This window comes from Marinimicrobium sp. UBA4509 (genome assembly GCF_002388575.1).
GTDB lineage: Bacteria > Pseudomonadota > Gammaproteobacteria > Pseudomonadales > Cellvibrionaceae > Marinimicrobium > Marinimicrobium koreense.
In genome coordinates, this window is sequence record NZ_DGMV01000034.1 from 21,066 (window position 1) to 23,719 (window position 2,654).

Annotated in this window: 3 protein-coding genes; all 3 read left to right on the top strand. The window is 60.1% G+C overall.

What is annotated here, in order from left to right; translation table 11 throughout:
* On the top strand, nucleotides 1-721 hold a 721-nt coding region (gene xerD, locus B3520_RS04895; RefSeq protein ID WP_286875532.1), incomplete at its 5' end, for a site-specific tyrosine recombinase XerD.
* A gap of 47 nt (nucleotides 722-768) precedes the next feature.
* On the top strand, nucleotides 769-1,527 hold the full coding sequence (locus tag B3520_RS04900) for a DsbC family protein (protein ID WP_286805893.1): 759 nt from the start codon (nucleotides 769-771) through the stop codon (nucleotides 1,525-1,527).
* Nucleotides 1,528-1,700: 173 nt separating this feature from the next.
* On the top strand, nucleotides 1,701-2,654 hold a 954-nt coding region (locus B3520_RS04905), incomplete at its 3' end, for a homoserine dehydrogenase (protein WP_286875534.1).

Consider the following 2,654-nt stretch of genomic DNA (forward strand, 5'->3'; position numbering starts at 1 on the left):
CCTCGCCTACCGTCACCGAAAGGGCTATTCCAGTCGCTCCACGGCGCGCTTTCTCTCCTGTGTTCGCGGCTTTTACCGCCACCAGATCCGCGAAGGGCGGCTGGCGGAAAATCCCCTGGCCCTCGTGGACAACCCGAAACTGCCCAAATCGTTACCCAAGTCCCTCACCGAGGCCGATGTTGAGCGGCTGCTGATGGCACCGGATCTGGAAGATCCAGTGGGCTTTCGCGACCGTACCATGCTGGAGGTTCTGTACGCCTGTGGTCTTCGGGTCAGCGAGTTGGTGGGGCTCACGCTGGCGCAGGTCAATCTTCGCCAGGGGGTGGTCCGGGTCATGGGAAAGGGCAGTAAGGAGCGACTGGTGCCGCTCGGTGAGGAAGCAATCGACTGGATTTCCCGTTATCTACAGGAAGCGAGACCTGTGCTCTTGCATAATGCGCCCAGTGAAGTACTCTTTCCCAGCACTCGCGCCCGAGAGATGACCCGTCAGACGTTTTGGCACAGAATTAAACATTGGGCGCTGGTGGCGGGTATCGACAAACCCCTGTCGCCTCATACGCTGCGACACGCCTTTGCGACCCACCTGTTGAACCACGGGGCGGATTTGCGGGTCGTACAGTTATTGTTGGGCCACAGTGATCTGTCGACTACCCAGATATACACCCATGTCGCCCGGGCGCGGATGCAGGAGCAGCATCGCCAGCATCACCCCCGGGGATGACGCGTCAGTGTCGTTGAATACTTTGAAATTGTGACAGGAAAACGTTTATGTTGAAGCAAGTGGCGGTTGGTCTGATGGTCCTGATGGGGAGTGTGTTGGCCCAGGCTCAGGAAATGTCCACCGAGGACCGTATTCTCAAGGCCCTCTCCGAGGCACGTCCCGATTTTGAGTTTACCGATGTGCGCCCGGCGCCCATTGAGGGGCTTTACCAGGCTCGGGTGGTCGGCGGACCGGTGCTCTATGTCTCTCCGGACGCGCAACTGATGATTGCCGGTGACATGTTCACCATTGAGCCCGGTGGCTTTGGGCGCTACGAAGACCCGGCGGTCGTGGAAAAGCGCAAGCAGCTTGCCGCTCAATTGGATGAAGAAGACACCATTGCCTTCGCTCCGGAGGGTGAGAGCAAAGCGGTGGTGTATGTGTTCACGGATGTGGACTGCGGGTACTGCCGTCGCCTGCACAGTCAGATGAGCGCCTATCAGGACGGTGGTGAAACCAAGCCCGGCTACAATGACTTGGGCATCGAAATTCGTTACCTGGCCTATCCTCGGGCCGGTGTGGGCAGTCCCTCCGCCCAAAAGCTGGAAACCGCCTGGTGTGCGGACGACCAGCAGGCCGTACTGGATCGTCTGAAAAACCTCCAATCGGTGGACAACAAATCCTGTGATAACAACCCGGTGGCTAAACATTATCGCCTCGGTGGCGAGTTCGGCGTGAACGGCACGCCGGCGCTGGTGCTGCCCAACGGGACGGTGCAGCCCGGCTATGTGCCGCCGGCGCAGCTCGCCCAGATTCTGGGGCTCTGATGGCCCCATCCCTGTCGCCAATTGACACCTCGCGAGCGGCCCAGTAAGGTTGCTCGCCCGCGCCTCGCTCCGGGGCGCGCATTCCAGTAGAATAGCCGGTCTCGCCCGCCCGCACCCAGCGTTGGCGGGCGTTACCTTTTACCAGCAGGGCTCATTTTTTGGGGGAGAGAAGTTTGAAACCGGTCAAAATAGGTATCTGTGGCCTCGGCACTGTCGGCAGCGGCACGGTCAACGTTCTTCATCGCAACAGCCGGGTGATCAACGCCCGTGCCGGTTGTGACATTGTGATTGGCCAGGTCGCCTGTCGTCGCGACGATGTGGACTGCGACATCTCCGGGCTGAACGTCACCCGCGATATCTTTGAGGTTGCCACCAACCCGGACATCGACATTCTGATCGAGCTGATCGGCGGAATTGATGTGGCCCGCGAGCTGATTCTCAAGGCGATTGAGCACGGCAAGCACGTGGTTACCGCCAACAAGGCCCTGATTGCCGAGCACGGTAACGAGATTTTTGCCGCCGCCAATGAAAAGGGTGTGACCGTCGCCTTTGAAGCCGCCGTGGCCGGTGGTATCCCCATCATCAAGGCGATCCGTGAGGGCCTGTCTGCCAACAAGATCGAGTGGCTGGCGGGTATCATCAACGGCACTGGTAACTTCATTCTCACCGAAATGCGCGACAAGGGTCGCGGTTTCTCCGAGGTGCTGGAAGAGGCTCAGGAGCTGGGTTACGCCGAAGCCGACCCGACGTTTGACGTCGAGGGCATCGACGCGGCCCACAAGCTGGTAATCCTGGCCTCCATCGCTTTCGGTATCCCCCTGCAGTTCGACAAAGTATTCACCGAAGGCATCAGTCGTATCGCCCCGCAGGACGTTCAGTACGCCCAGGAGTTGGGTTACCGGATCAAGCATCTGGGGATTGCCCAGAAAGGGCCCAAGGGCATTGAGCTGCGCGTGCATCCGACCCTGATTCCCCAGAAGCGCCTGATCGCCAATGTGGATGGCGTGATGAACGCCGTGTTGGTCAAGGGCGATGCCGTCGGCCCGACCCTGTATTATGGTGCCGGTGCTGGGGCCGAACCCACTGCCTCGGCCGTACTGGCGGATATCGTCGATGTCGCGCGCACC

Excerpts from the sequence above, each read along its gene's own strand:
- B3520_RS04900 (WP_286805893.1), top strand. The coding sequence starts at position 769 with ATGTTGAAGCAAGTGGCGGTTGGTCTGATGGTCCTGATGGGGAGTGTG.